This is a genomic window from Halobaculum limi, from assembly GCF_029490015.1.
Classification (GTDB): Archaea; Halobacteriota; Halobacteria; order Halobacteriales; family Haloferacaceae; genus Halobaculum; species Halobaculum limi.
In genome coordinates this window covers 2,548,412-2,566,726 of the sequence record NZ_CP120468.1, presented here as the reverse complement: position 1 = coordinate 2,566,726, position 18,315 = coordinate 2,548,412, and the positions used below count along the sequence as shown (strand labels likewise).

Below are 18,315 nucleotides of genomic sequence, written 5' to 3'. Positions count from 1 at the left end.
GCCGGTCCTTTTTGTCGACCGTCCGCGAACGACTCACCGTGAGCGACGACACATCTGCGGCGCTTCCCGACGACCTCTCGGACGTCTTCCCGCTGGTCGACGACATCGCGGACGACGACCTTCGCGCAGGCGTCCACGAGGCGTACGCGCTGGCGCTCGCGGAGACCGCGTGGGACGACATCCGCGAGGTGCCGTGGCTCCCAGACGAACAGCAGCGACTGGGACTCCCCGACGAGACGAACGTCGACCACGTCAACGAGGTGACGACGCTGGCGGCGGGGATGGCCGACGCGTTGCTGGCGGCGAGACCGGACCTCGGTATCGACCGCGACCTCGTCGTCGCGGGCGCGTTGCTCCACGACGTGAGCAAACTGTACGAGTTCGCGCCCGGAGAGTCGAGCGGCACCGACTACTACGACCTCCTCGGCCACCCGCACGTCGGCGTCTACGTCTGTGAAGCCGCAGGGCTCCCGGTCGAACTGTCACACATCGTGCTCTCGCACACGTCGCGGACGACCGTCGATCCGGCGACCATCGAAGCCGAGATAGTCAAACGTGCCGACGAGGTCGCTGCGGCGGCGATTCGCTCGCGTGCGCTCGACGACCTGCGGGAGGCGTGACTCCTCCTGTCACTCCAACTTCCCGAGCGCTTCGAAGAAGTCGGCGGCGGGACCGGCCAGTCTGACGGGTGGGTCGGTCGCGGAGACGGTCACCTCCGCGGGCACGTCGACGGTGTGTTGGCCGCGTCCGTCGGTGATGACGACCGCCTCCTCGGTGTCAGTGAGCGTGACCGTCACCTCAGACTCCGGCGAGACGACCAGCGGCGGCATCCCGTCTTCGGCGCACATCTCGTTGACGACGAGGCCGTCGACGCCGGGGTGGACGAGGGGGCCACCCTCCGAGAGGTTGTACGCCGTCGATCCGGTCGGTGTCGACACGAGGACGCCGTCGGCGTGCCCGCTGGAGTACAGCGACCCGTCGACGCGCACCTCGTAGCCGACGCCGCCGCCGCGCCCGCGACGCTCGCCCTGCACGACGACTTCGTTGGCCGCGGGTTCCGACTCCCAGTCTCCGCAGGCGGCCGCCAGTCGCGGCGCTTCCCGAACGGTCATTCCTTCACCGCGGAACGCCTCCACTTCGTCGAGGACGGCGTCGACCGCCTCCGAGGGGGAGACGGCGTTGAGAAAGCCAACCTCGCCGAGGTTGACGCCGAGCACCGGGACGCCGCCTGCGCCCCGGGCGGCGAACAGGAAAGTTCCGTCGCCGCCGATAGAGACGACCAGATCCATCTCGGCCATCGCCGAGACGGGAATCGCTTCGACGTCGTCGAGCGCTTCGGCGGTCGCAGCGTCGACGGCGACCGTCGCGTCGGCCGCGCGAAGCCTGTCGCAGAGGTCACCCGCGAGATACGCCGCGCGACCGTTCCCCTTCTGGGCGACGATGCCGACATCCATACTCCGAGTTGGCTGGCCCGTCGCAAAAAGTCACCCGACACGGGGCACGCGCGAGTCGCCGTGCAACCACAGTCCGGTTTCTGGGGAACATTCATACTGACGCACGAACTTCGATGTGACGATGAGCGACCGTCTGTCCTCCACTCGACAACTCGCGACCACGAACGACGGACATTCACTCCTTGGTCGGATCGCTCGCGGTGGGGGGGACGGTCGAGTGAGACGAGGTGACTGTCGGTGAGCGAGGAGGCCGACGAAGACTGGTTCGAACGCGGACTCCGTGAGGCGACCGAACGCGACGACGGTGAGGAGGAGGACGCGGGGCCATTCGACGAGGAAGCGGCGGTCGCAGACGACACCGGGGACACGGGCGACGACGGAGCCGGTCACCCCGACGCGGAACGAGACGCCACCGCCGAGGAGTCGGCTGAAGGCGCCGAGGGGCCGGACCCCCTCGAAGACGTGGAGCCTGCTGACCCGGACGGATTCGACGACGTCGACGACATCGACGACGGACTCAGCGCAGAGACTGCCGACGAGACGTCAGACACGCTCCGCGACGACAGCGGCTCCGACACCGACGACCCGTTCGGTGGCGTCCACGAGTCCCCAGACGACGCCAACGGGCCGTCGGAAAGCGACGCCGACGGCGAATGGGCCGACATCGCTGACGACGAAGTGCTCGAGGGAGACTTCGACGGCGGCGGCTTCGGCGGACTCGACGGCAACGGTGGTGTCGACACCGCAGACGCTTCGACTCCGACGACCGATGACGCCGGGGACGACCCGTTCGGCGGCGCTCGCACGGGGGCCGATGACGACCCGTTCGGTGACGACTTCGCGGCGGCGATGCAGGACGCGCCGGGGGAGTTCGGCGACGGCGACGGTGGAGAGTTCGGGGGCGACGCATTCGGCGGGTTCGGTGGCGGCGGCGCGGGCCCGGACTTCGACGAGGAGGAGTTCGAGTCCGACATCGACCGCATCGACGTCGGTATCGAGGGCTTAGACGAGATGATCCTCGGCGGCATCCCCGAGCGGTCGCTGATGGCCGTCATCGGAAGCGCCGGGACCGGTAAGACGACGTTCGGGCTCCAGTTCCTCAACGAGACGCTCGAGAACGGCGGCAACGCCGTCTACATCACGCTCGAAGAGACGGAGGAGGCCATCCTCTCGACGGCCGAAGAGAAGGGGTGGGAGTACCGCCGATACGCCGACGAGGACCGCCTCGCCGTCATCGCGATGGACCCCATCGAGATGGCGAACTCACTCGACTCCATCCGCGACGACATCTCTCGGCTCGTCACCGAGTTCGGGGCCGACCGCCTCGTGCTCGACTCCGTGTCGCTGCTGGAGATGATGTACGACCATCCGAGCAAGCGTCGCTCGGAGGTGTTCGACTTCGCTCGCTCGCTGAAGGAGGCGGGCGTGACGACGATGCTGACCAGCGAAGCCAGCGAGGACAACGCCTACGCCTCCCGTCACGGCATCGTCGAGTACCTCACCGACGCGGTGTTCATCCTGCAGTACGTTCGGCCCTCGGACTTCCGAGAGACGAGGCTCGCCGTCGAGATACAGAAGATCCGCGACGCGAACCACTCTCGTGAGACGAAACCCTACGAGATAACCAACGACGGTATCTCGGTGTACAGACAGGCGAACATCTTCTGAACAGTCGAGGGGCCGCGGCCGTCCGCGGCTACTCCCGCATCGCCGCCGTGAGCAGTCGGAGATTCGTTCCGAACTGCTCCACGAGCGCACGGGGGAACCGACGACGTGCCCCGTCGAGCGCATCCGATAGCGCCGCGCTCGCGTCCGTGAACACGCCCTCGCCGTGTCCGAACAGGATCCGGTCGGGCGCGAGTTGGGCGAGACGGCGGGGCGGAAACATCCGGTGTGAGAGGACGACGCCCACCCGTTCGTCGCCGACGGTGTACCCTGGACCCGACCCGAGGAGGTCGGGAACGACGAGCGTTCCGTCGTCGGGGCGGTATCCGATCGCTTCGCGCCACAGCCCCAACGGTTCGAAGCGCTGGACGTGGAACCCGGACGCCCCGAACGACCCGTCGAACCGCTCGACGGGCGCCGCCACGCGCTCGTCCACACGGTCCATCCACCGGGGCACGTGGACGGCAACGTCGTGGCGGTCGGCGAGGACACCGGCGTCGCGGGCGTGGTAACTGCTGAGGACGGCGACACCGGCCACCGGCCCGTACGAGTCGAGCAGGTCGTCCAGTCCTGGCGCGTCGAGTGGATCGATCAGCCAGACGCCGTCGTCGCCGCGGACGGCGTGACTCGCACGCGCCCCCTGTTCGGTTGGATGTGCGAGCCAACCGACGCCGTCCTCCCAGCGGTCGACGACGTGGAGGTCACCGGCCCTGGCGCGTTCGTACACAGTCATGTGAGCACCGGTGTCAGTCTGCAGACACCAGTCTGTCGGTTCGCGCCGGCTCTCGGCGATCGATCTGTCACGAATGTCGATTCTATAATGGACATTCACTGGTTGTAGAACGTTAATAGAAAATATACGTGCATAATTCGGCGCGTACTTGGACAAATATATGTATTTTCGACGCGATGCATTGCGTAATGGCAACTACGACGGGAGAGATCGAGGCGGCCGATGGAGCCGTCGGACACGACGGCGTAGAGACGCAGGAACCGATCGGCGTGCCTGTGGAGGTCGACCGAGTGCTCCTCGCGGTCGCCGATGACACTCACGACCGCGTCCGCAACGTCGCGCTCTCGATGGCGGCGACGCACGGTGCGACGGTCGACGCCCTGTCGGTCATCCCGATGGACGTCTCGGTTGACCACTGGGACATGGTCGTCGAACGTCGCGAGTCGGCGGCAGAAGCAGTCCTCGATGCGGCCGGCGCGGCCGCAGACGCCGCGTCGGTTCCGTTACACAAACGTCTCCGCTACGGGACGCCCGCAGAGGAGATCAGCTTGTACGCCGACGGCAACGACGTCGACCTGATCGTCGTCGGCGAACCCAACCGTACCGGTCTCCGGCGGTTCTTCTCTCCGAAAAACGTCGCCAGCGACGTTCGAGCGGCGACGGGCGTACCGGTCGTCTCCGTCCCGCAGGTCGCCGAATCGGCCGAGTGATCGATCGTCGGTTCTCGCCGCTTCTCGCCGCTTACCGCCGCTTGTAGACGATACCGCCCATCACAGCGACTGCGCCGACCAGCGCCGCCAGCGCGTACTCGGGGGTGTCGAAACTTCCGCCGAGGCCCTGTCGCTCGACAGTGACGGTCATCGCCGCCGAGGCGTCGTAGCGGTGTCCGAGGCCGTCGCCGTAGACGATGACCTGCATCGCGTGCGGACCGGGCGTGCTCGCGTCCACCGACTGCGTGAGGCTGAGCGTCTCACCGGGTCCAAGCGACTGTCGGCGCAACTCGTACGAATCCGTCTCGTTGTCCGGACTGGCGACGTTGAGAACGACAATCGCCGTCGCCCGTTCATCGCCGACGTTCTCGACGGTCACCGACAGTTGCGTCGACGCTCCGGACGCCAGCGTCGTGGCGTCGAGACTCGCATCTGTGAGACACACCTGCTGGTTCCCGTTCGCCTGACACGACTCCTGCGTCGCGCCGACCGCCCCCACGGCCGGCCCAAGTAATAGGGCGGTGACAACGAGTGCGATAACTCCCCAACGTCGGCTCCTCCGCGCTCCCATACCCGAAGGGGCCGTCACCCGAACCTAAACCCTCGGGCCCGCGTATCGAAGGTGAAAACCCCGGTCAGTCGTCGGCGGGTGCGCTCGCGTCGCCGGTCGCGTCACCGTCGAGGCTGGTCTCGCCCGCTGGTTCGAACGTCTCGTAGTGGACGACTTCGTCGACAGGGCGGCGGTACTTGCGCTCGGCCGCGAGTTCGTCGGCGCCGTCGGCGGGGTAGCCGACCGCGATGAGCATCACTGGCTCGTACTCGCTGTCGTCGATCTCGAACGCCTTGACGAGTGCCTCGTCGTCGAAGCCCTCCATCGGCAGCGTCGCGACGCCCTGGTTCCACGCGGCGGTCATGAACTGCTGGGCCGCGAGTGCCGTCGAGCGGTTCGTCCAGACGCGACGCTCCGTCTCGGGCATCTCGGCCATCCCGTCGACCGTATCGACGAGGTAGCCCTTCGTCTCCTCGTCCGGGATGTAGCCCTTCTGCAGCCAGTCCTCGAAGACGGGTTCGGCGTGGCGAGAGGGGTCCAGGTCACCGAGGACGACGACCGTCGCCGACGCCTCCTCGATGTGTTCTTGTCCGTTTGCGACCTCCGCGAGCGTGGCGAGGCGGTCGTCGTCCTGGACGACGAGGAACTCCCACGGCTGGAGGTTGAAACTCGACGGGGCGAACGTCGCCTGGCGAACGATCTCCTCGATAGTCTCCTCGGTGACTTCCTCGTCGCTGTACTCGTGCAGTGAACGGCGCGTCGTGACGACTTCCTCGTACTCCATCGACCGTCCGTATGGGCGTCGTCGGTATGAGGGCGTCAGCGCCGGTCGGGACTTCCCCCACCACAGTCGCTTTTGTACTCCTGAATCGGGGGGTCATACCCGTTGTGGGAGGTAACGCGTGCGTCACCGCCACACGACCTCGGTGGGTGGGAGACGCTGAGAGTCCAAGTCGACCCGGTACGTCGCCGGTCTGGCTCTCTCGCGTCGTCAGCGAACGACCGTCACTGGGACGGGTGCGTTCCTGACGACCGCCTCGGCGACGCTCCCGAGGACCACCCGCGAGATACCCTTCCGTCCGTGGCTGCCGACGACGATGTGGTCGATGTCGTTGTCGGCGGCGTACTCGACGATGGCGGCGGCGGGCTTGCCGACCGTCGTCGCCGTCTCGACGGATCCGGTCACGTTGAGTCCGTCTGCGGCCTCGGCCAACAGTGCCTCCCGATCCGACTTCGTGCGTTCGTACCACTGTTCGGCCCCGCTCGGAACGCCGGCACCGGCGGCGCGTCCTGCCTCCGCGGGGTCGATGACCGAGAGCAACACCACGTCGGCGTCACGCCACTCCTCGGCGACAAACGAGAGTGCCGCCTCCGCCTGTGCCGACTCGTCGACGCCGACGAGGATCCGACTCACCATACCTGATGCTCACACAGGGGAAGCAAAAAGCCATCCACGCCGAGGGTGTCCGGCCACCGTCGCTTCGCCCGGTTCCGGTTCGGCTGTTACTCGCCGTGGCGCGTCACACAGATGGGCAGGCCCGTCACCTCGACGGGTTCGGAGTTGTCCGGCGAGTACACCACCATCTGCCCTTTCTCCATGTACGGCACCTTGTTCGCCAGCGACGGTGGGATGTTCACCGCCGAGATGGCGTCCTCGTCGCCGAGGTTGAGGACCAGACGGGTGTTCACCTGTTTGAACACGGGGTCGGCGATGTCCTGCGGGTCCTGCGTCACGAGGAACAGGCCGAGCCGCTCCTTCCGCCCCTGCTTCGCCGCCTCGGTGAACTTTCCGACCACCTTCCGCGCCTGCACGTTGTCTGCGCCCGACAGGAAGTTGTGCGCCTCGTCCATCCCCAACACGAGCGGCGTCTCGTCGATGCGGGCGCTCCGCGGCGAGTTGGAGAGTTTGTCGTCGACGAGGATGGCCGAGACGGCGAGGACGAACATCTCCTTCGCCCGCGCCGACGAGAGGTGGTACGTCGGCACGACCGTCAGCCCACCGGGGCGCACGAGCGTCGTGTCGAGGTCGGTGATGGGCTTTGCATCTTGATCGAACACGCCCGAGGGGACGCTCCGGACCCGGCGTTTCACTGCGTCGAAGGTGGCCTCGTGGACGCGGCCCGTCTCGTCGAGTTCCTCTTTCAACGCTGGGTCGTCGAGGAACGAGAGGAACTGCTGGTAGGTTCCGCCGTCGTAGTTGCGGAAGAACCGGTTCAGCAGCGTCAACAGCGCGGGGTACTGGTTCTCGTTGAGCGATGCGCCGGCGACGAGCCACGGCATATCGTACTCGTCGACGACGGAGAACGGAATCGTGAACTCCACTTGGTCGGCGCGGTGGCCGCGACCGGGGTACGAGACGCCCGCCTCCTTCGGGATGAGTGCGACGGTGTCGTCGTGGCCGCCGTGTTCGATGCCCTCGCGGTCGAGTCGCCGCGCCCACTCGTCGTCGAGGGCGGTGTTGTCGTCGTGCATCTGCGCGTACTCGTCTTGCGGGTCGAACATCACGACGGCGGCGCGGGCGTCGCGGCCGTCGTCGGTTGTGTAGGTCCGCCCGAGGTACTGCCGGAGGACGTTCTTCGCGCCGTGGGTCTTCCCCGACCCGGTGCCGCCGGCGACGAGGGTGTGACGGAACACGAGGGGGTCGCCGTCCTCGTAGTCGTCTTTCAGGCGGTAGTCGACCGTCGGTGGCTCTGCGGCGGTACGGACCTTCTCGCCGCCGACCGAGAGGTGACCGAGGAAGACGCCCTCTTCGGGAATGGCGAGTCCCGTCTTGATCTGTTCGGCGTCGGTTGCTTGCTGGACGAGCGCTCCAGGCTTGGGGACGCGGTCGACCATCCGACGTTTGAGTTCGCCGTCATCGGAGAACAGGACGGCCACAGGCGACAGTTCGGCGATGTACTTGTAGTCGGCCTCGGTGAACTCCGAGCGGTCGGTGCGCATTCGTCGCCGCGCGGTCAACTCCGTCGCGTCGTCGGTGCGGAACTCCTGCGCGTACTCGAGAGCGGTGATCCGGCAGAACAGTTGCTCGCCGTCGGGGTACGGTACCATAAGGTACTTGCCGATACGGACGTCCTCGCGGTTGCCGACGGTGACGAACGCCTTCAGACTCGTCTCGTCGCTGTCCTCGGCGACGCGCAGGCCCTGCGCCACCGACACCGTTCCGATACCCTCGGCGGTGCCCGCGTCGGCGACGTCCATCGCGTACCGCTCGAACCCGGACTCGGCCGACTCGTCGGCGGCGTCCGCGTTCGCGTCAGCGGGTGGTTCGTTGCCGGCGTCGGACACCTCACTGGCGTCGGTCGCCACGTCGGTTCGGGGTTCGTCACTCGCCTCACTCGCCTCGTCGAACTGGCCGGGGTCCTCGAAGTCCCCGAGACTAGAGTCGCCGGCGTCGGTCATGTACGCGTGTTGGCTCGCGGGGTGAAAACCGTATCCGTCGTCGCGGACCAGCGAGACGATGCGACCGCTTATGCCGTTCCATCGACTCTTCTCTGGTATGTTACTCGTCCGCGGGAGCGGCGGCGGTACGACGCTCACCGGCACGATTTACGAACGAGGCGAGCAGTCACCCTCGTTCAAGGGCGCGCCCGACGAGGACGCCCCCTACGTCTGGGTCTGCGACGCCTTCTATCAGGTGCAGTCGGGCGGATCGGAACTGGTCGTCGACGGCGAACCCATCCGGGTCGCCTTCGAGTCGCCCACACCGCGTGGGTTCGACACCCGCGAACAGGCCATCGAGGCCGCCGAAGACCACGTCCGAACGCAGTTCGCGCGCGTCGGCGTCCCCGAAGACGCCGTCGAGGTCGAAGTCGTGAAGACGGACCCCGAGTGAGTCGGGCGGTGTTCGCGGCGCGCGAACATCTTCGATCCGGTACACCTTTACTGAATGATCGGTCAACCGAGAGTCGTGTCCTCGACACTCCGAATCGGTTCGGCCCTCTCAGACGGTATCGACTCGCTGACAACTCGGGGCGGTGCACGCCTCGTCGCCGCGTACGTCGTCTTGCAGGTCATCGTGCAGGTCGCGATCAACTCGCTGTTTGCGACGACGCTCGCGGATCAACTCCCGGCGGAGGCGATGAACACGGCGTATCCGCTGGCACTCGACGTTCCGCTGGCCGTCTCCGGTCTCGTCACCGTTCTCGCGCTGGTGGCGACGATGCTCGTGAGCATCGTCGCGATGCGAGCGCTGTACGCAGACCTCGACGAGGTCCCGAACGCCCAGCACACGCGCCGCCTCCCGCGGACGCTGGCCGTCCTCATCCTCGTCTCGTTGATCACCGGCGTCGCGATCGGGATCGGCTTCGTCTTCCTCGTGATTCCGGGCATCTTCCTCGCCGTCGCCCTCGTGTTCACGCAACTCGCAGTCGTCGTCGAGGAGGCGGGCGTTGTCGAGGCGATGAAGCGCAGTTGGTCGCTCACGAAGGGGAATCGTATCCGCCTGTTCGCGCTCGGACTGATCGTTGCCGTCGTCTCCGGCATCGTCGGCGCGCTGTTCGGCCTCCTCGGCGTCGTCTCACCTGCCGTCGGGAATCTGGTGTCGGCCGCGATGACCGGCGTCGCGAGTCTGTTCGGCCTCGCCGTCTTGGTCAGTGCGTACCAACAGATCACCGACGTCGAATCCGCGACTACGCAGAACGTCGCAGACCTCGCTGACTAACCCGGTCACTGCGGTCGCCGCGGTCTCGGTTACTCTTCGCTCCACCGCACGTCGTCGTACGTGCGGAGGTACTCCGCGCCGAATCGCTCCTCGAACTTCCGGCGCAGCGCCTGCTTCTCCCCGACGCCGATCCGTGCGAGTTCGTCGGCTTTCGCCACCGGCGTCGGCGGCCCCGCCTCGGCGGCCACCTCCGAGACGACCTGTTTCGTGAGGCGGTCGCGTGTCTCCGGGTCGCTCGTGAACGCCGCAGGCGCTTCCACTTTGAACAGCACGTCCTCGCGGGGTTCGTACACGTGCATGTACGTCACCTCGTACTCTGTCGGGTCACGCTCGCGGTCGACGCCGAGCGCCTCACCGTCGCTGGCCAGCGGCGCGTCCGACCCGCCGCGCGACCGGAGCCACGAGGTGAACGTGATGGCGTCGTCGTCGCGGTCGCCGTCGGCCTGTCGCTCTAGCAGGCGGGTGAACAGCGCCGAGTCGTCGGGCCACGGCGCTTCGACGCCCTTCCGGTCCAGCGTCCGGGTGATGTACCCCGAGGTGGGGTTCTTCACGAACCCGAGGATGGGGACGCCCCGCTCGATACACGACTCCACTAGTCGGACGTACGTCTCGACGGCCTCTTGGACCGTCTCGCCGTGCGCCACCTCGCGGAGTTCGCGGTCGCGGGTCGCCCAGTTGAGCAGGCGTTTGGGGTACAGCGGCCCGTCGAGGACGAGCAGGTCGGTCACGTCGCCGTGGTCGAGGTGCTTGCGGGCGTGGTGTGACTCCGCCAGCGAGAGGGCGAGTTCGTGCACCATCTCGTCGGCGAAGCGCCGACTCCGGGGCACCTTCAGGACGCGGCGCTCGGAGGATCCTTCGTCGTACGTCATCCAGCCGTCGGGCACGTCGGGGAAGAACACGGTCGCGTCGTTCGCGTGGACGGTGACGACGATGGAGCGCCCGCGGTGGAGGTCCAGATCGGTCGGCTCTGCACCCATCGCCGCCTGCGCGACGTCGAGAACGAGGCCGTTCTTGAACGACGTGGGGTTGAGCGTCCCCGAGTCGACGCCGTGGCTCGTCTCGAACGGGCGGTCGGCGAGGGCGGCGTCCTCGACGGAGGCTTGTCGGAGTTCGTGGTCACCGAGCGCCTCCATCACGACGCGGCCGTCGTCGTGGAGGGGGTCGAGCCACTCGCGCCAGGCCGTCCCCGCGAGATCGGTGTGGTCCGTGTCGTCGACCCCGTCGGCGATGGCGGAGGCCAGATACGCGATGGTGTCGACGTGGACGGGGTCGAGCGTCACGCCACAACGCGGGGGCCGCCGGCGCAAAAGCGGTGCGGTCGCGCCTGCAGTCGCCGTCACCATCCCGCAGCGGCTGATTTCCACGTCGCCGTCCTCGGTCGCTGACTACTTACCCGCTGGTCGCGTCTTCTGAATCGTGATACGGGCGGTCGGCTTCGACCTCGACTACACGCTCGCCGTCCCGGAGCGGTCCCGGGCAGACCTCTTGGCGGACGCGCTCCACGCGAGCGGCGTCTCCGAACTGACAGACACCGTCGACCGACAGGCGTACCTCGACGCCCACGCGAAGCACCGAACCGCCGACAGCAGAGTGCCGGTGTTCGAGGACCTACTCGCACCGCACGACGTCACGACCGACCCTGCGGCGGTCGCGACGGCGTACCGCGACGCCGTCACGGGCGCGTTGGTGCCGGTGCCCGACGCACGGGAGTTGGTCGCCGACCTCCGTGACCGATACACGGTCGGCGTCCTCACGAACGGTCCCGTCCGGGCGCAGTCGGCGAAACTCGACCACCTCGGCTGGTGGGACGACTTCGATACGATCCATATCTCGGGTGACCTCCCCGCCGGGAAGCCCGACGAACGCGCGTTCTGTGCGCTGTTGGAGAGTCTCGGCACCGCGCCCGAGGAGACGGTGTTCGTCGGCGACCACCCCGACGAGGACATCCGCGGCGCGGCCGCACTCGGCATCAATACGGTACAGGTGGTCGAGGGGGAGGACGACCCCGCGCCCGAAGCAGACGCCGTCGTCACACCGAAGCGCATCGCCGCCGACCTCCCTCGGATCGTCGACGAGTTCTGAACGGCGGGAATCACCCTGGCCAGTCGCCACTCGCCAACTACTCGCTGTCGGCGTCGACGACCGCACGGAAGACGGGCAGCACGCGCTTCACCTGTGCGCCGTCCTCGACGAACACGAGCGTCCGCGGCGGCGTGACGGCCTTCGGTCGGACCCGAAGGCCGGCCTCGCGTGCGGCGTCGACGGCGACGCTCGGCGCACGGGCGAACTCCACGCGCACGCGGTCGGGGTGGACGAATGCCTCCGCGAGCGTCGAGTGCCCGCTGTTCTCGTTGTCCTCGCTGTCGTCGACGCGAACGCGATACGCGAGTGCGCCGTCGGCCGTCGGTTCGACGTCGGGGTCGGCATCGGTGACGCTCACGTGCGCGAGGTAGTCGCCGTCGCCGGTCAGTTCGGAGGCGAGCAACTGGGCGAGGCGGACGCCGTCGGTGGTCTCGTCTGCAACCATCACTGTGCCTCCGTCGCGTCGGCGTCGGATTCCGCGTCGGTGTCGGGCGACTCGAACAGGTCCGCACGCACGTCGGCTGCGATTTCCTCGACGTCGATGCCCCGTTCGCGAGCGACGAGGACGGCCGCCGTCTCCAGGGTCACGCCCGCCTCACGCTGGCGTCGGTTGGCGGCGGCGACCACCTCGCGCTTCTCCACGCCGGCGGCGACGATGGCGTCGACCGCTCGCTCGAACGTCGACTGCTCCCGGAGAACCGACTCGTCGGGTCTGAAGTCGGGTGGGACGTGAACGTCAGAGGGGTCGAACTGCGCGACGAGGTCGCCGTCCTCCTCGGCGAGGAGGCCGCGGGCGGTCGCGATGTCGACGAGGCGTTTCGCCTGGTCCGGCGAGAACCAGTCGCGGTCCAGCGAGAGGGCGACGACGAACTCCCCCTCGCCCATACGGTCGCTCCCGGCGTGGCGAAACGGTGCGGCGACGGCGGCCTCCAGCGTCATATCCTCACGTTCGTCGCCCCCCACAAAAGCCGCTCGGGGTGAGTGTCCGGTCGGATTCGAACGCGAGCGCGGTCGCTCGGGTCACGCAGCACACGGAAAACGCGAGCGAACGCGGTGAGTCGGGGGACGGGTCGACTACGCGAACGCCAGCGAGTCGTCGGCGTCGGCGTCTTCGACCTGTGAGGTCTTCTCCCAGGCGTTCACGAAGTCGCCCATCGTGATCTCGGTGCGGTCCTCGCGGATGGCGAACATCCCGGCCTCGGTGCAGACGGCTTTCACGTCCGCGCCGGAGGCGCCCTCGGTGAGTTCGGCCAGTTCCGCGAAGTCGACGTCGTCGGCGACGTTCATGTCGCGGGTGTGGATCTGGAAGATGAGTTCGCGACCTTCGATCTCCGGTTTCGGCACCTCGATGAGGCGGTCGAAGCGACCGGGACGGAGGATGGCGGGGTCGAGCATGTCGAAGCGGTTGGTCGCCGCGATGATGCGGATCTCGCCGCGTTCGTCGAAGCCGTCCATCTCCGAGAGCAGTTGCATCATCGTCCGCTGGACCTCGGCGTCGCCGGAGGTCTTCGAGTCCGTCCGCTTCGACGCGATGGCGTCGATCTCGTCGATGAAGATGACGGCGGGTTCGTTCTCGCGGGCGACCTCGAACAGGTCGCGAACGAGTTTCGCGCCTTCTCCGATGAACTTGTGGACCAATTCGGAGCCAGCCATCTTGATGAAACTGGCGTCGGTCTGGTTCGCGACGGCCTTCGCGAGCATCGTCTTCCCCGTGCCGGGCGGCCCGTGGAGGAGGACGCCGCTCGGCGGCTGGATCCCGACCTTGGTGAACATCTCCGGGCTCTTGAGCGGCATCTCGACGGTCTCGCGCACCTCGTTCATCTGCTCGTCGAGGCCGCCGATGTCCTCGTAGGTCACGTCCGGCGAGTGCTCGACCTGCATCACGCGAGCGCGCACGTCCGTCTCTTTGTCCAGTTTCTTCACGACGGACAGGGAGTTGTTGACGGCGACGCGGTCATCGGGTTCCAACTCCTCGCGCATCTCGTCGGTGACCTCGGTCAGCGCCTCTTGGTTGTTGCCGTGCTGTTTGATCACGACGCCGTCCTCGGTCAGTTCCTGGACCGTGGCGACGAACAGCGGCGACTGCTTGAGCTTCTTGTTCTCGTGCGTGAGTCGCTCGAGCTTCTGCTGGTACTTGTTGTTCTCCGCGTTCGCGTCCAGGAGCTTGTCGCGCATTTCCTCGTTTTGCCCTTCGAGAACGTCGAGGCGCTCCTGGAGAGCCTCGATCTTCTCCTGCTGCGACGCGGCCTCCTCTTCGTACGGGAGGTCGACGTCGTCAACGGTGTCGGTCATCGTCGGAGGTAGGGCGGTCGTTGATAAGAGACTTCGGGTCGGGGTACTACTCTGACAATCAGATGCTCGAGAGTAATCTTCTATATGGAAAGTATTAACCATCGGTATCCCCAGGGTAGAAACACGATGAGCGCTACTGACGCCGACGCGGTACACGACGAAGACGGGACTGCCGACAGGTGGGCCCCCGTTCGGGACCTGCCCCCGAGCGCGAAACTCGTCGCGAAGGTTCTGGAGTACGAGGACACGTTGAGTCAGAGTGAACTCGCCGAAGAGACGCTGCTTCCGTCCCGCACCGTCCGCTACGCTCTCTCTCGCCTCGAAGAAGCCGACGTCGTCGAGTCGCGATTCTCCTTCACCGACGCTCGCAAGCGACTCTACTCGCTGGACCTGTAACGCGGCTTCGTTCTCCGATCACTCGCTCGAACGTGGTCCCACGTCGACACCGTGGAGTGTCCATGCAAGCAGTTCGATGCCGTCGACGAGTCGCGGACTCGGCTGGTTGAACACGTCGTCGTCGACGACGTGGACCGCGGCGTCGACCGTCCACCCTCGTTCCGCGAGCGTTCGCTCGTCCGGAACCTGATTCACTCCACACCAGTGCAAGAAGACGTGGTCGGGAGCCGCGGCTTCGACCGTGTCACGGTCGACGGCACACGACCGCTCGCCCGCCTCGACAAACGGGCACTGCCCGCCGGCGGCCGCGACTGCGTCGGGCACCCAGTTGCCCGCCGCCATCGGGGGGTCGCCCCACTCCTCGGCGTACACGACGGGCCGCTCGGCGTCGTCGGCGGGGACCGCTTCGCGAACCCGGTCGACGCGGTCGCGGAGGCGCGCGGCCAACCGTTCGCCCTTCTCGCCGACGCCGACCGCCGCGCCGACGGCCTCGACGTACTCGAACACGTCAGCCAGTCGCGTCGGTTCGGCGTGTGCGACGCGAACACCTCGGTCGCGAAGCCCTTCGACCGTCTCGCGCTGGAGCGCATCGCAGGTGAGTACGATTTCCGGGTCGAGCGCCGCCACCGCGTCCAGATCCGGATTGGGCCACCCACCCACGATGCTCGGGGCGTCCTCGTCGCCACCGCCCCAGTTACCCGGACGGGGGCAGGCGTGTGTCACGCCGACGAGTCGGTCGCCCGCGCTGAGCGCAGCTATGGTGGCGGTCGCACTGGGAGCGAGCGAGACGACCCGATCTATCATCGTTGATCAGGCGTGAGACCCACCCACACATAAGGCTCTCGTCTGTCGGTTTCCGATCCGCAGACGGCGTGGCGACGACGATCCTGAGATCGTTTCCTTTTTATATTCCTCGTCCGTCGGTTGGGCACAGAGTCACCCTGGGGGGTTTTTTGTATTCCCCGCGGGGCGCACGCCCCTACTGCCGATGAGCGACAAAACCCACACCCGACGCCGACCGACCGGGCGCGACGGACGAATCGCACACGAACACCGAACCGAGGAGGAAGACGAGACCGAACAGGAGCAGACCGACGACGAGGGACTCGTCTGCCCCGAGTGTAGCGGCAACGTCATCCAAGACGAAGAACACGGCGAGACCGTCTGTGCGGAGTGCGGCCTCGTCGTCGAAGAGGACTCCGTCGACCGCGGCCCCGAGTGGCGCGCGTTCGATGCCGCCGAGAAAGACCAGAAGTCCCGCGTCGGTGCGCCGACGACGAACACGATGCACGACAAGGGCCTGTCGACCAACATCGACTGGCGCGACCAAGACGCGTACGGTCGTTCGCTCGGCGCTCGCCAGCGACAGAAGATGCGCCGCCTGCGCAAGTGGAACGAGCGGTTCCGCACGCGCGACTCCAAAGAGCGCAACCTGAAGCAGGCGCTCGGTGAGATCGACCGGATGGCCTCCGCCCTCGGTCTTCCGGACAACGTCCGCGAAACCGCCTCTGTCATCTACCGCCGCGCACTCGACGACGACCTCCTGCCCGGCCGCTCCATCGAGGGTGTCTCGACGGCCTGTGTGTACGCCGCCGCCCGGATGGCTGGCGTCCCGCGCAGCCTCGACGAGATTGCAGACGTCTCGCGCGTCTCGAAAGACGAGGTCGCGCGGACGTACCGCTACGTCGTCCGCGAACTCAAACTGGAGGTCAAGCCCGCCGACCCCGAACAGTACGTCCCGCGGTTCGCCTCCTCCCTAGAACTCTCCGAGGAGTCGGAGATGCGTGCGAAGCAACTCCTGAAGAACGCCAAAGAGAAAGGCGTCCACTCGGGCAAGTCGCCGGTCGGTCTCGCCGCCGCGGCCGTCTACGCCGCCGCCCTCCTCACCAACGAGAAGACGACGCAGGCGGCCGTCTCGGAGGTCGCGGACATCTCCGAGGTCACCATCCGCAACCGCTACCACGAACTGCTGGAAGCCGAGGACGGCCTCGTCGCCTGAACGGCCGGAACGACTCTCACCGGACCGCTTTTGTTCGCGTCGCCCGACCCGACGAGCGATGCGTGCACGACTCGAACTCCTGCAGGGAGTGCTCTTGCTCGGAATCGCCGCGGGCGTCCTCGTGTTGTTCGGCGTCCCCGACGAACTGCCGCTGGCGGCCGCGACGCTACTGTTCGGCGTCGGCGGTGGTCTCGCACTCCTCGCCGGTCTCAGAGTCGAGCGACAGGTCGGTGAACGGACCGTCGACCACGTGACGCTCCGGGGACTCGCAGACTGTTCGCTCGGGGTGGGGATGTGCATACTCGGAACCGACCAGATGCGCAACGGCGACCTGTTCGGCCTGGCGATCGTTCTCGCCGGCGTGTTCGTCCTCGGCCTCGGCGTCGCGATGCTTCAGCGTCGGCCGTCAGTCATCTCCGACGACCAGTAGGCGGCGTAGGTTGCACGGCACGGGTGGGCTTTTCCGCCCCGGTCGCGCACGCACGACTATGCCGATCGATCTCGACGCCCTCGATCTCGACTCGTTTTCGCTGTGTGCGAGCACCGCCGACCTCACGGCAGAACCCGACGCCCGCGACGACGCCGACTGCGTCGAGTTCCGGATGGACTTGGCGGAGCACCCGCTGGATGCGCTCGCGTCCTACGACGGAGAGTTGCCGCTCCTCGTCACGAACCGGCCCCACTGGGAAGGGGGCGAGACCGCCCCGTACGGTCGACTCGATGCGCTCGCCGCAGCCGTGGAGTACGACGCCGTCGCCGCCGTCGACGTGGAACTGGCGACGCTGCGCGGGCGACCAACCGGGACGAACGACGTCGGCGTCGACGAGTTGCTCAACCGCGCCCACGACCACGACGTGGCGGTCGTCGCCTCGGTCCACGACTTCACGGGTACGCCCGACCCGCGGACGCTCGATGCACTCTTGGGTGCCGCCGCTTCCGCAGGCGACGTGGGGAAACTCGCCGTCACCGCGCACACGACCGAGGAGGCGCTGGCGCTGCTGACCGCGACCCACCGAGCGACCGCCCGCGGCGACCGCGTAGCGACGATGGCGATGGGCGAGGCGGGGAGCCACACCCGCGCCGTCGCACCGGTGTACGGCTCCCGACTCGGCTACGCACCCGTGAACGCCGCCGACGCGACCGCGCCCGGACAGTACGACCTCGCGACGCTGCGGCGACTCGTGGACGACCTGTTGTAGTCGTGGGAGAGCGTCACCGGCAGTCGACGGCCGACGGCACGACGCCACGTGGCTGACACGCGTCGGACGGGCCGTGAGAAGCTTCTTATCGGTCGGCAGTCTCTGGCGAACAATGCGACGACGCCCCGTCCTCGCGGCCGCGCTCGCGGTCGTGCCCGCGCTGGGCCACGCCTACCTCCGGCGGTGGAGCCGTGGCTTCGCGTGGCTCGCACTCCTCGTCGGATCTGGACTCGTGTTCGTCGGGTTGTTCGGCACGGAGATGGTGGGGGAGTTCCCCGCGGTCGCCAACGCGACAGCAACCCGCTCCGAACTCGGCGTCGCCGTCCCCCTCGTCGCCGTGTTGGCGCTGTCGGCGCTCGACGCCTACGTCCTCGCGCGGCGAGACGTGCGCTCGACCGGCCTGGCGTGTCCACGGTGTGGCCGTGAGGTCGACCTCTCGATTGGCTTCTGTTGGTACTGTTCGGTAGAGTTCGAGTACGTCGAACGCGAGTCGTAACGGGCGGCCTCGCGCCCTCGACTTCGTCGGTCTCCAGAGCGGACGGCGGTTTTCCGAATCTGTCCCGGACGCTCGGAAC

22 protein-coding genes are annotated in these 18,315 nt (G+C 67.3%); 11 read left to right on the top strand and 11 right to left on the bottom strand.

The window, feature by feature from the left end; all coding sequences use genetic code 11:
* The first annotated feature begins 38 nt into the window (after positions 1 to 38).
* Positions 39 to 620, top strand: coding sequence for an HD domain-containing protein (locus P0D77_RS13060; protein ID WP_277553528.1), 582 nt, complete (start codon positions 39 to 41; stop codon positions 618 to 620).
* A gap of 9 nt (positions 621 to 629) precedes the next feature.
* Here P0D77_RS13060 and P0D77_RS13055 read toward each other — a convergent pair whose 3' ends face one another.
* Positions 630 to 1,454, bottom strand: a complete 825-nt coding sequence (locus P0D77_RS13055; protein ID WP_277553527.1) for an NAD(+)/NADH kinase — start codon at positions 1,452 to 1,454, stop codon at positions 630 to 632.
* A 237-nt stretch (positions 1,455 to 1,691) separates the two neighbouring features.
* On the opposite strand from P0D77_RS13055, the gene P0D77_RS13050 reads away from it, so the two are divergent.
* Positions 1,692 to 3,122 carry a KaiC domain-containing protein gene (locus tag P0D77_RS13050; protein ID WP_277553526.1) on the top strand — a complete coding sequence of 477 codons (1,431 nt, stop codon included), beginning with the start codon at positions 1,692 to 1,694 and terminating at the stop codon, positions 3,120 to 3,122.
* Between the two features lie 28 nt (positions 3,123 to 3,150).
* Here the strand turns inward: P0D77_RS13050 and P0D77_RS13045 are convergent, their stop codons facing one another.
* Positions 3,151 to 3,852, bottom strand: a complete 702-nt coding sequence (locus tag P0D77_RS13045; protein ID WP_277553525.1) for a hypothetical protein — start codon at positions 3,850 to 3,852, stop codon at positions 3,151 to 3,153.
* A gap of 188 nt (positions 3,853 to 4,040) precedes the next feature.
* On the opposite strand from P0D77_RS13045, the gene P0D77_RS13040 reads away from it, so the two are divergent.
* On the top strand, positions 4,041 to 4,562 hold the full coding sequence (locus P0D77_RS13040) for a universal stress protein (RefSeq protein ID WP_277553524.1): 522 nt from the start codon (positions 4,041 to 4,043) through the stop codon (positions 4,560 to 4,562).
* Positions 4,563 to 4,593: 31 nt separating this feature from the next.
* Here the strand turns inward: P0D77_RS13040 and P0D77_RS13035 are convergent, their stop codons facing one another.
* The 4 genes from P0D77_RS13035 to P0D77_RS13020 form a co-directional block, all read right to left on the bottom strand.
* The gene (locus P0D77_RS13035) at positions 4,594 to 5,133 is read right to left on the bottom strand and encodes a COG1361 family protein (RefSeq protein ID WP_277553523.1); all 540 of its coding nucleotides are present in this window, start codon (positions 5,131 to 5,133) and stop codon (positions 4,594 to 4,596) included.
* A 64-nt stretch (positions 5,134 to 5,197) separates the two neighbouring features.
* Positions 5,198 to 5,896 (bottom strand): nitroreductase family protein, encoded by a 699-nt coding sequence (locus P0D77_RS13030; protein WP_277553522.1) that lies wholly within the window; start codon positions 5,894 to 5,896, stop codon positions 5,198 to 5,200.
* Between the two features lie 207 nt (positions 5,897 to 6,103).
* Positions 6,104 to 6,529: a universal stress protein gene (locus P0D77_RS13025; RefSeq protein WP_277553520.1), complete on the bottom strand. Its 426-nt coding sequence runs from the start codon at positions 6,527 to 6,529 to the stop codon at positions 6,104 to 6,106.
* An 86-nt stretch (positions 6,530 to 6,615) separates the two neighbouring features.
* Positions 6,616 to 8,511, bottom strand: a complete 1,896-nt coding sequence (locus P0D77_RS13020) for an ATP-binding protein (protein ID WP_277553519.1) — start codon at positions 8,509 to 8,511, stop codon at positions 6,616 to 6,618.
* Between the two features lie 97 nt (positions 8,512 to 8,608).
* On the opposite strand from P0D77_RS13020, the gene P0D77_RS13015 reads away from it, so the two are divergent.
* Both P0D77_RS13015 and P0D77_RS13010 read left to right on the top strand, forming a co-directional pair.
* Complete coding sequence (locus P0D77_RS13015) at positions 8,609 to 8,944, top strand: DUF7113 family protein (RefSeq protein ID WP_277553518.1); 336 nt, start codon at positions 8,609 to 8,611, stop codon at positions 8,942 to 8,944.
* A gap of 75 nt (positions 8,945 to 9,019) precedes the next feature.
* Positions 9,020 to 9,772 (top strand): DUF7847 domain-containing protein, encoded by a 753-nt coding sequence (locus tag P0D77_RS13010; protein WP_277553517.1) that lies wholly within the window; start codon positions 9,020 to 9,022, stop codon positions 9,770 to 9,772.
* A 29-nt stretch (positions 9,773 to 9,801) separates the two neighbouring features.
* Here the strand turns inward: P0D77_RS13010 and P0D77_RS13005 are convergent, their stop codons facing one another.
* Positions 9,802 to 11,052, bottom strand: coding sequence for a DNA double-strand break repair nuclease NurA (locus P0D77_RS13005; RefSeq protein ID WP_277553516.1), 1,251 nt, complete (start codon positions 11,050 to 11,052; stop codon positions 9,802 to 9,804).
* A 133-nt stretch (positions 11,053 to 11,185) separates the two neighbouring features.
* Here P0D77_RS13005 and P0D77_RS13000 point away from each other — a divergent pair, with 133 nt between their 5' ends.
* Positions 11,186 to 11,854: an HAD family hydrolase gene (locus P0D77_RS13000; protein ID WP_349770101.1), complete on the top strand. Its 669-nt coding sequence runs from the start codon at positions 11,186 to 11,188 to the stop codon at positions 11,852 to 11,854.
* Positions 11,855 to 11,891: 37 nt separating this feature from the next.
* Here P0D77_RS13000 and P0D77_RS12995 read toward each other — a convergent pair whose 3' ends face one another.
* From P0D77_RS12995 to pan1, 3 genes are all read right to left on the bottom strand, one after another.
* Complete coding sequence (locus P0D77_RS12995; protein WP_277553514.1) at positions 11,892 to 12,299, bottom strand: DUF7993 family protein; 408 nt, start codon at positions 12,297 to 12,299, stop codon at positions 11,892 to 11,894.
* Positions 12,299 to 12,793 carry a DUF2240 family protein gene (locus tag P0D77_RS12990; protein ID WP_277553513.1) on the bottom strand — a complete coding sequence of 165 codons (495 nt, stop codon included), beginning with the start codon at positions 12,791 to 12,793 and terminating at the stop codon, positions 12,299 to 12,301. The genes P0D77_RS12995 and P0D77_RS12990 overlap by 1 nt, the downstream gene beginning before the upstream one ends.
* A gap of 135 nt (positions 12,794 to 12,928) precedes the next feature.
* The gene (pan1, locus tag P0D77_RS12985; protein WP_277553512.1) at positions 12,929 to 14,146 is read right to left on the bottom strand and encodes a proteasome-activating nucleotidase Pan1; all 1,218 of its coding nucleotides are present in this window, start codon (positions 14,144 to 14,146) and stop codon (positions 12,929 to 12,931) included.
* Positions 14,147 to 14,272: 126 nt separating this feature from the next.
* Between pan1 and P0D77_RS12980 the strand changes: the two genes are divergently transcribed.
* Positions 14,273 to 14,542: a helix-turn-helix domain-containing protein gene (locus P0D77_RS12980; RefSeq protein ID WP_277553511.1), complete on the top strand. Its 270-nt coding sequence runs from the start codon at positions 14,273 to 14,275 to the stop codon at positions 14,540 to 14,542.
* Positions 14,543 to 14,560: 18 nt separating this feature from the next.
* Here the strand turns inward: P0D77_RS12980 and P0D77_RS12975 are convergent, their stop codons facing one another.
* Positions 14,561 to 15,346: a helical backbone metal receptor gene (locus tag P0D77_RS12975; protein WP_277553510.1), complete on the bottom strand. Its 786-nt coding sequence runs from the start codon at positions 15,344 to 15,346 to the stop codon at positions 14,561 to 14,563.
* 184 nt (positions 15,347 to 15,530) lie between these two features.
* Between P0D77_RS12975 and P0D77_RS12970 the strand changes: the two genes are divergently transcribed.
* From P0D77_RS12970 to P0D77_RS12955, 4 genes are all read left to right on the top strand, one after another.
* Positions 15,531 to 16,541 (top strand): transcription initiation factor IIB, encoded by a 1,011-nt coding sequence (locus P0D77_RS12970; RefSeq protein ID WP_277553509.1) that lies wholly within the window; start codon positions 15,531 to 15,533, stop codon positions 16,539 to 16,541.
* Positions 16,542 to 16,599: 58 nt separating this feature from the next.
* Positions 16,600 to 16,971, top strand: coding sequence for a DUF7994 family protein (locus tag P0D77_RS12965; RefSeq protein ID WP_277553507.1), 372 nt, complete (start codon positions 16,600 to 16,602; stop codon positions 16,969 to 16,971).
* A gap of 58 nt (positions 16,972 to 17,029) precedes the next feature.
* Positions 17,030 to 17,740, top strand: coding sequence for a type I 3-dehydroquinate dehydratase (locus tag P0D77_RS12960; RefSeq protein ID WP_277553506.1), 711 nt, complete (start codon positions 17,030 to 17,032; stop codon positions 17,738 to 17,740).
* 112 nt (positions 17,741 to 17,852) lie between these two features.
* Positions 17,853 to 18,236: a DUF7575 domain-containing protein gene (locus P0D77_RS12955; protein ID WP_277553505.1), complete on the top strand. Its 384-nt coding sequence runs from the start codon at positions 17,853 to 17,855 to the stop codon at positions 18,234 to 18,236.
* Positions 18,237 to 18,315 lie beyond the last annotated feature (79 nt).

Bases quoted from the DNA above. Each gene is read 5' to 3' on its own strand.
- P0D77_RS12960 (WP_277553506.1), top strand. From the start codon at position 17,030: ATGCCGATCGATCTCGACGCCCTCGATCTCGACTCGTTTTCGCTGTGT.
- P0D77_RS12955 (WP_277553505.1), top strand. From the start codon at position 17,853: ATGCGACGACGCCCCGTCCTCGCGGCCGCGCTCGCGGTCGTGCCCGCG.
- P0D77_RS12995 (WP_277553514.1), bottom strand. From the start codon at position 12,299: ATGGTTGCAGACGAGACCACCGACGGCGTCCGCCTCGCCCAGTTGCTC.
- P0D77_RS13015 (WP_277553518.1), top strand. From the start codon at position 8,609: ATGTTACTCGTCCGCGGGAGCGGCGGCGGTACGACGCTCACCGGCACG.
- P0D77_RS13040 (WP_277553524.1), top strand. From the start codon at position 4,041: ATGGCAACTACGACGGGAGAGATCGAGGCGGCCGATGGAGCCGTCGGA.
- P0D77_RS12975 (WP_277553510.1), bottom strand. From the start codon at position 15,346: ATGATAGATCGGGTCGTCTCGCTCGCTCCCAGTGCGACCGCCACCATA.
- P0D77_RS12990 (WP_277553513.1), bottom strand. From the start codon at position 12,793: ATGACGCTGGAGGCCGCCGTCGCCGCACCGTTTCGCCACGCCGGGAGC.
- P0D77_RS12965 (WP_277553507.1), top strand. From the start codon at position 16,600: ATGCGTGCACGACTCGAACTCCTGCAGGGAGTGCTCTTGCTCGGAATC.
- P0D77_RS13035 (WP_277553523.1), bottom strand. From the start codon at position 5,133: ATGGGAGCGCGGAGGAGCCGACGTTGGGGAGTTATCGCACTCGTTGTC.
- P0D77_RS13020 (WP_277553519.1), bottom strand. From the start codon at position 8,511: ATGACCGACGCCGGCGACTCTAGTCTCGGGGACTTCGAGGACCCCGGC.
- P0D77_RS13030 (WP_277553522.1), bottom strand. From the start codon at position 5,896: ATGGAGTACGAGGAAGTCGTCACGACGCGCCGTTCACTGCACGAGTAC.
- P0D77_RS13045 (WP_277553525.1), bottom strand. From the start codon at position 3,852: ATGACTGTGTACGAACGCGCCAGGGCCGGTGACCTCCACGTCGTCGAC.
- P0D77_RS13055 (WP_277553527.1), bottom strand. From the start codon at position 1,454: ATGGATGTCGGCATCGTCGCCCAGAAGGGGAACGGTCGCGCGGCGTAT.
- P0D77_RS12970 (WP_277553509.1), top strand. From the start codon at position 15,531: ATGAGCGACAAAACCCACACCCGACGCCGACCGACCGGGCGCGACGGA.
- P0D77_RS12980 (WP_277553511.1), top strand. From the start codon at position 14,273: ATGAGCGCTACTGACGCCGACGCGGTACACGACGAAGACGGGACTGCC.
- P0D77_RS13025 (WP_277553520.1), bottom strand. From the start codon at position 6,529: ATGGTGAGTCGGATCCTCGTCGGCGTCGACGAGTCGGCACAGGCGGAG.
- pan1 (WP_277553512.1), bottom strand. From the start codon at position 14,146: ATGACCGACACCGTTGACGACGTCGACCTCCCGTACGAAGAGGAGGCC.